This window comes from Chloroflexota bacterium (genome assembly GCA_016197225.1).
Lineage (GTDB): Bacteria > Chloroflexota > Anaerolineae > Anaerolineales > VGOW01 > VGOW01.
Genome location: JACPWC010000119.1, coordinates 93,840 through 100,647, shown reverse-complemented (window position 1 = coordinate 100,647; position 6,808 = coordinate 93,840). Strand labels below are relative to the sequence as shown.

Annotated in this window: 7 protein-coding genes; 1 reads left to right on the top strand and 6 read right to left on the bottom strand. The window is 56.5% G+C overall.

Annotated elements, in window-relative coordinates; translation table 11 throughout:
• Positions 1-133: 133 nt before the first annotated feature.
• The 3 genes from HYZ49_20390 to HYZ49_20380 are packed head-to-tail and all read right to left on the bottom strand — an operon-like array spanning position 134 to position 2,321.
• Complete coding sequence (locus HYZ49_20390; protein MBI3244645.1) at positions 134-508, bottom strand: GxxExxY protein; 375 nt, start codon at positions 506-508, stop codon at positions 134-136.
• A gap of 43 nt (positions 509-551) precedes the next feature.
• Entirely contained in the window at positions 552-1,142 is a 591-nt protein-coding gene (locus HYZ49_20385) for a hypothetical protein (protein MBI3244644.1), read from the bottom strand.
• A 3-nt stretch (positions 1,143-1,145) separates the two neighbouring features.
• Positions 1,146-2,321, bottom strand: a complete 1,176-nt coding sequence (locus HYZ49_20380) for a DNA double-strand break repair nuclease NurA (GenBank protein ID MBI3244643.1) — start codon at positions 2,319-2,321, stop codon at positions 1,146-1,148.
• Positions 2,322-2,410: 89 nt separating this feature from the next.
• Between HYZ49_20380 and HYZ49_20375 the strand changes: the two genes are divergently transcribed.
• Positions 2,411-2,794: a metallopeptidase family protein gene (locus HYZ49_20375; GenBank protein ID MBI3244642.1), complete on the top strand. Its 384-nt coding sequence runs from the start codon at positions 2,411-2,413 to the stop codon at positions 2,792-2,794.
• Positions 2,795-2,883: 89 nt separating this feature from the next.
• On the opposite strand, the gene asd is transcribed toward HYZ49_20375, so the two are convergent.
• From asd to HYZ49_20360, 3 genes are all read right to left on the bottom strand, one after another.
• Positions 2,884-3,936, bottom strand: a complete 1,053-nt coding sequence (gene asd / locus HYZ49_20370) for an aspartate-semialdehyde dehydrogenase (GenBank protein ID MBI3244641.1) — start codon at positions 3,934-3,936, stop codon at positions 2,884-2,886.
• A gap of 66 nt (positions 3,937-4,002) precedes the next feature.
• Positions 4,003-5,406 carry an aspartate kinase gene (locus HYZ49_20365; protein ID MBI3244640.1) on the bottom strand — a complete coding sequence of 468 codons (1,404 nt, stop codon included), beginning with the start codon at positions 5,404-5,406 and terminating at the stop codon, positions 4,003-4,005.
• 348 nt (positions 5,407-5,754) lie between these two features.
• The gene (locus HYZ49_20360; GenBank protein ID MBI3244639.1) at positions 5,755-6,690 is read right to left on the bottom strand and encodes a hypothetical protein; all 936 of its coding nucleotides are present in this window, start codon (positions 6,688-6,690) and stop codon (positions 5,755-5,757) included.
• Between the last annotated feature and the right edge of the window lie 118 nt (positions 6,691-6,808).

The window sequence follows — 6,808 nt, the reverse complement described above, 5'->3', positions numbered from 1 at the left end:
GCCCAACGACGGCTGCAAGTGTTGTATCGGTTTCGCCATCACCCCCGGCGTTGTCTCAAGCAATTGGAACAACAATGGGCTGAGGCGATTCGCCATAAACCTTAAGAAACGCCTTGTAGGTGGAATTTTGCGGCTACTGTTTCACAATGCGTTTCTGTTGCAATGAGTTTGCGCCGAAGTTGATTAACAGTGCAAGACGCAAATCGGTTGCGGTGAGATAGTGAATTGCCTGAGCCTCATGGGCTTTGATGAGCGCCGAGACTGCTTTTATCTCAAGGATGATTTTGCCATCTACTACAAGATCGGCTCGGTATTCGCCCACCAGTTGCCCCTTGTAATAAACTGGAAGAGGCTTTTCTTCCTCGACGAGGATACCCCGAAGCGTCAACTCGTAAACAAGCGCCTTCCGGTAAACCACTTCCAGAAACCCAGGCCCCAATTGATTGTGGACTTCCATAGCCGCACCCACAATCGCATACGCAAGTTCTTTATAAAGCAGTTCGGCCATAAGCAACCTCCAAAGAATTCGTGATCATTCGTGTAATTCGTGGCTAAGGTTTTATCCGCCGCAGAAGATTCTCCAAGCGCGCCAGGTCTCGCCCAAGCAATCGGGCCAGTTCGCGGCCCGCCTCGCGGAGGAAGCGCTCACGTTCTTCAACGGGCCGACAGGCTGCGGCGGCGAGAATGGCTGTTGCAACCAGTTCGTCCATCATGGGAACGGGCGAGTTCAATATCAAGCGCAGGAAATCAAGCCGTTGAGTGAAGCTGCATATCTCGGCGGAGTCGCAGGGAGAGATTCGGTCGAGGGTGACCGGTGGTTGAGGCGGAAGAGCGTAGATGTATGTGTCACCCGTTCGATATCCAATTGAAAGCACGCTCACTTCGATTGGCACTTGCCGGTTCTGCCGTTGATCTTGCACCATCTCATCCGGCAAATTCTCGGCGGCGGCCAACTGGCGAACCAACATATCGTCGGTGAAGGCGATGTTGTAGATCAGGCCCAGTACATCGGCCTGGCCGCGCTGGGAGGGCGCTTTGACGAACGCGCCAAAGGTGGGCACTTCCGGTTCGGGGACTTTGCAGGCGAAAACGTAGTCGGTGGTGGTGCTTCGAGTCAAACGGCCAATGGTCACATTGAACATTGCTTATCTCCTCTTGCCAAGCATGGCTTTGCCTCTTGCTTTTTGCGAAACGGTGGGAGCGACGCCGCGACGCACAAGCGTGGCAACCAGCATTTCGTCGAATGCGCGGTGTTCTTGGACGGTGACGACGGCGAGTTCGTGCGCGCGGGTGAGGGCATATGGATAACCGCTTGTATGGCGGCTTTGTTCCACGATGGCAGTGTGAACAAGATCAACTTGATTGTTGTTGACAACCCATTCGGGAACTTCAACGCGCAGAGGCGGGTCGTGGGGCGGTTGCCCGGCGTTGAGATAGAAGAAGTAGACACGGTGGCCTTCTGCAACATACAGGTCTTTTTCGGCGGCTGGAGTGGTGAAGAGCGCGCTGCGTTCGCCAAACTTCAACTTGCCAAAAAGGTCAATATCCAGCGCGCCCGGAAACAAATCAGTGGCGTCAATTTCCTGTTGGGTGATGGCTTCAGGCTCTAGGGTGGCAAGATTGAGCAGGCGGATGACTACGTTGGAGGCTGAACGGTCAATGACACCGGCCAGCGCCGCTTTCGATGCGCGAATGTCGCTCAGATGGTTGATGTATTGCGTCCGGGCTTCTTCGATGAAGGCCCGGTTCTGTTCGCGGGCATTGCTTGCCAGCCGCAAGGTGCCATCAATGATGGCGGCTGTGGGCGCAGTGGCGGCTTCCCCTGAGACCAGTCGGGCAAGCTCACCGGCTTCGTAGACGTCGCGCAGGGCATCCACTCGTTCCCTGGTAATTGGAAAATTTTCGCCGTCGTAATACAAATCCTGCTCGTCAAAAAACAACTGCGGTTGCGAATTGCAAACAGGCGCGCCGCCGGTGCCCATCTGAAAAATGATACTGCCGACATTGATTAGATAGTAGAGCGCCAGGCCATGACGGTCGGGGTAAATTTGGGAGCCATCGGCGGCGATGAAGTTGTAGCGTGAGGGCGGCTCCGGCTGAGGGTAAACGGCGTTGACGGGTTCGCGCGTGGGGAGGGCGCCGATCCAACGAAGCTTGATTGCTTTCGCGATTTGCGCTTCCAGCTTGGTTGGGTCGGCGGCGATGGCGTTGAGTGTTGCTTGCGCGGTTGGCAGTGCCGCCTCCAGCTTCGTCAATCGTTCTGCTGTGCTTGCGCCAAGCGCGTCAACGGATGAGGTGAGCTTGTTGAGTTCAAGAGCCATGCGAGGATTGTAGCACGACCGTTCTACTAAAGAAAGTGGGTCAACGGATTGAGCAGATTTAGCGGAGGTTTGTTGGTAAACTTGGTTCCATGCGCATCTCCGCCGACCGCTTCGAAAAGCTTACCTTCGCCATCGCCGACGAGGTGCTGGCCGGATTGCCGCCCGACCTGCGGGCCGACGCCGAGCAGGTGATTCTCGACGTTGCCGACCGGCCCGCTTCGGAGCAACTGGAACGAGGCGGCTACACCGACGGCATTCTGCTGGGGCTGTACGAAGGTGTCCCCCTCATCCGCCGCCGCCCGAACAGTGTCCTCCTCCAGCCCGACCGCATCACCCTTTTCCGGCTGGCCATCGCGTCCATGTGCCGCACCGAAGTCGAACTCAAGGCCCAGATTCGCAAGACGCTGGTTCACGAACTCGGCCATTACTTCGGGTTTTCGGAGGAGGAGTTGGAAGAACGTGGCTGGGCGTAACGACCTCTGCCACGAATTGCACGAATTTACACGAAATGAACTTCCATGCGAAGTTGTTTTTTTACAAGCCGTCAGGGTTTCAGAAAACCTTAGGAGATCAAACCTTGCGCCACCATCAACTCGGCGTTCAACAATGAGCCGCCCGCCGCGCCGCGAATGGTGTTGTGCGAGAGGATGACGAACTTCACGTCGAAGAGCGGGTCTTCGCGCACCCGGCCCACCACGGTCGTCATACCTTTGCCCGCGTCGCGGTCACGTCGCGGTTGGGGCCGGTCGGCTTCGCTTCGCACTTCGATGATGTTCCTGGGTGATGAAGGAAGATTGCGGACAATCTCCGGGCCTCTGAACTCGGCCATCACTTGAGCAACTTCGGCGGGGCCGGCCTTAGAACCAAGCTCCACCGAGGCGCAGACGGTGTGACCGTCAATCACCGCCACCCGGTTGGTGTGGGCCGAAATTTTGAAGTCGGCGGGGATCACGTTACCGCCATTCAACCTGCCCAGCATCTTCTGCGGCTCGGTCTCCACCTTGTCCTCTTCGCTGCCGATGTAAGGAATCACGTTGTCAACAATGTCGAGCGAGGGCACGCCGGGGTAGCCCGCGCCGGAGACGGCCTGCATCGAAACGGCAAAGATTCGTTTGAGGCCGAAGGTGTCGAGCAAGGGCCGCAGAGCGATGGTGAAACCGGTGGCAGTGCAGTTGGGGTTGGTGGTGAGGAAGCCGCTCCAGTCGCGAGCCTTTTGTTGCGCGGCTTTCAACGAGGTGTGATCAGGATTGACTTCGGGGATGAGGAGCGGCACGTCGGGCCACATGCGGTGTGCTGAGGCATTAGAGGCGATGACGTGCCCGGCTTTGGCAAACGCCGGTTCCAACTCTTTGGCCTGATCGGTTGGCAGGGCCGAGAAGCAGATGACGGCGTCGAGGCCGGGTTCAGTCGGAACGACTTTCATGGCCTTCGCGTACTCTGGCATCGGCCCTGCCAGAATCCAGCGGCAACCGTCACTGTACGTTTGGCCGATGGTGCGATCCGACCCGGTGAGAGCCGTCACCTCAAACCAGGGATGATTATCCAGCAACTGCACGAACCGCTGACCGACGGCGCCGGTGGCGGCTAAAACGGCGACTTTGATGCGTTTGTTCATTGAAAGTTCCTTTCGGTTTAATTCACAATGCGCAATTCTCAATTCGCAATTGTGCATTGTGAATTGTCAATTGACAATTAAACTGTGGATCGCCCTCACCGCCTCGTCTGCCTGCCCGGCGTCCACGACGAGGCTGATGGAGACTTCGGATGAACCCTGGGCGATGGCGATGACATTGACGCTGGCGTTGCCGAGGGCGGTGAAAATTTTCCCGGCCAGCCCTGGTGTGTACTTCATGCCGGCGCCGACGACGGTAATAATGACCGTGTCATTAAGCGAGGCAATGTTGTCAATGTCGCGCCGGGCAAGCTCCAACCGGAACTCTTCTTCAAGAGCGGCAATGACGCGCGTTGCTGATGACGACGGCGCAGAGAAGCAAATGCTTTGCTCGGATGAGGCTTGCGTGATGAGCGTGACGCTGACTCCCGACCGCGCCACCGCCCCAAACGTCCGGGCGGCCACGCCAGGCACGCCCAACATGCCGCGCCCCTCAATCGTGATCAGGCTTTGGCCTTTGATGGCGGTGACGGCTTTGATCGCGCCGACGGCCTTTCCATTATCAGGCACAATCAACGTGCCGGGGTGCGAGGGGTTGAAGGTGTTCTTGATCCACAGATCAATGCCGCGCTCGACGACGGGCCGGATCGTTTTAGGATGCAGAACTTTCGCGCCGTAGTAGGCCAGTTCGGAGATTTCGCGGAAGGAAAGTTCGGGCAGGGTTTGGGCGTCGGTTGCCACGCGCGGGTCAGCCGTCATTACCCCGTTCACGTCCGTCCAAATCCACACTTCGTCGGCGTCGAGGGCCGCGCCCAGAATACCGGCGCTGTAGTCACTGCCGCCCCGGCCCAGCGTGGTGATTGCGCCGTTCCTGGTTGCGCCGATGAAGCCAGTGATGACCGGGACGCCGCCGCGTTCCATCAGCGGGCGCAAACGGGCTTCGCATTTTGCTTTTGTCTCTTCCATCTGCGGGTTGGCCGAGCCAAATACGTCGTCGGTCAGAATCAGTTCGCTGGACTCAACCGCTTCGGATTCAAGGCCGAGTTGGCGCAGGCGGGCGGCCACGAGGTGGATGCTCATGCGCTCGCCGAGCGACGAGATGGCGTCAATCGCGCGCGGCGAGGCCTCGCCGAGGATGTTGACGGCGTGGCACAGGCTCTCGAACTCGGCGAGGTAGTGTAAGGGCAATTCACGTAAGGGCAATTCATGAATTGCCCCTACGAGGCCGGCGATCGCCATCTCATGCTTCTCTCGCAATTGGGCGGCAATAGCACGAAAGGTCTCACCGTCGCCCGCGGCGGCGGTGTGCGCGCCCTTGAGGAGCAAGTCGGTGACGCCGCTCATGGCCGAGACGATGACAGCCACCTGATCCCACTCCTTTTTGGCAGCGGCGACGATGTCGGCAGATTTGGCAATGGCTTCGGCGCCGCCGACCGAGGTGCCGCCGAATTTCATGACAAGAGTCTTCTTCATGCAATCTCCTCTTTTCACCGCGAAGGCGCGAAGGGCGCTAAGGAAAGAAAGGAAACATAGGAAACAAAGGAAATCTTTGCGCGCTCCGCGTTGCGACTTCGCGGTTAACCAAAAACGCGGAGCCGTGTGGCTCCGCGTTTGGTGTGAGTAGTTTCTCTATCCTGTCTTCACCCAACCGGAAGCGACGGCTGTCGCGTGCGCGCAGTCGTAGTCATGGTATTGGTAGTGGTGAAGGGGCTGATGCTCATTGGGCGAAATGGTAACAGGCGGCGGGGAAAGGGTCAATTGTGGAAAGTGGCCGAACGTGGCGAGGGGGAGTCATGACAGTTTGTACAACTATTGGATGTGTTAGGGCTTGAACTCCACAGTAATCACCCAGTCGCCTCGCGCTAGGTCAATGTCAAACAAGTATTGGTCGGAATTGCCAACATTGAATATTTTTTGTCCTGACGTTGCGCCGACGGTATTCTCTATCAAATCTCTGGCGTCATTATCTAAACGGCGAATATAAAAAGCAAAATTACTGTCACCAGTGTACTCCCATTTGACGCGAATAATGCCGGTCTGGAGCGAGAACAAATCGGTTGTGCTTTTACCTGTTCCACTAAAGCGATAGAGTTCGGTGAAGTCGGGCGGGAAGGTGGCAGTAACAAGTATCTCTATCGGAGTTGGGATAGGTTGTGGGGTGTAGGTTGGCAAGGGTGTATACGTTGGGCCAGCCACTTCCGTAACAGCAGTAACGACGTTTTGTGTCACAGGAGAATCACCAACAATTTGAGTCACAGCGGTGATGGCAACCTGCGAGATTGGCGCATTGGCAGTCGAGTTCTTTGCGTTGCGCGGAAATATGTTTGCTCCTAAGATTGTGCCAAGCACACACGATGCGGCGGCAACAGCAAGAAAACTAACTGCCAGTATTACAAGTGCGCGGTTTGTTTTTGATGTTCTTTTGGGAGGAAGTGGCTGTTGACCAGGTTGTAGACGTTGGATTGATGAGGGTATAACTTCGGGCCGGGGTTGCGTTGCTGTGGGAGGGGAAGCAGAGTCAGCGCTTAACTTTTCCAGCCATTGGCGGGCGGCGTGATTGCTGGGATTAAGTTGAATTACTTTTTTCAAACATAAGATTGCATACTCGCGCTTCTCGGCAATCCCGGCATAAAGCATTAGCGCCTCTTCGTTGTTCGGGTCTTGACTAATGACTGCCTTCAACAAATTGCGGGCCTGGTCTTTATCTCCCTGCTTGATTGCATCTTGTGCTTGCTGAAGTGCTGATTTCTTATCCATACCTTCTCTTGGCCTTCTTACATTTATTCAGTCTAACTCGCTCCCGCCATATTATCTATAGACCATTGTACTGATTTGGCCTCACCTCGCCGAGAGCCAGCCACGCTAACGAAAAGGC

Coding starts and splice junctions, on each gene's coding strand:
- HYZ49_20390 (MBI3244645.1), bottom strand. CDS start 508: ATGGCCGAACTGCTTTATAAAGAACTTGCGTATGCGATTGTGGGTGCG.
- HYZ49_20385 (MBI3244644.1), bottom strand. CDS start 1,142: ATGTTCAATGTGACCATTGGCCGTTTGACTCGAAGCACCACCACCGAC.
- HYZ49_20380 (MBI3244643.1), bottom strand. CDS start 2,321: ATGGCTCTTGAACTCAACAAGCTCACCTCATCCGTTGACGCGCTTGGC.
- HYZ49_20375 (MBI3244642.1), top strand. CDS start 2,411: ATGCGCATCTCCGCCGACCGCTTCGAAAAGCTTACCTTCGCCATCGCC.
- asd (MBI3244641.1), bottom strand. CDS start 3,936: ATGAACAAACGCATCAAAGTCGCCGTTTTAGCCGCCACCGGCGCCGTC.
- HYZ49_20365 (MBI3244640.1), bottom strand. CDS start 5,406: ATGAAGAAGACTCTTGTCATGAAATTCGGCGGCACCTCGGTCGGCGGC.
- HYZ49_20360 (MBI3244639.1), bottom strand. CDS start 6,690: ATGGATAAGAAATCAGCACTTCAGCAAGCACAAGATGCAATCAAGCAG.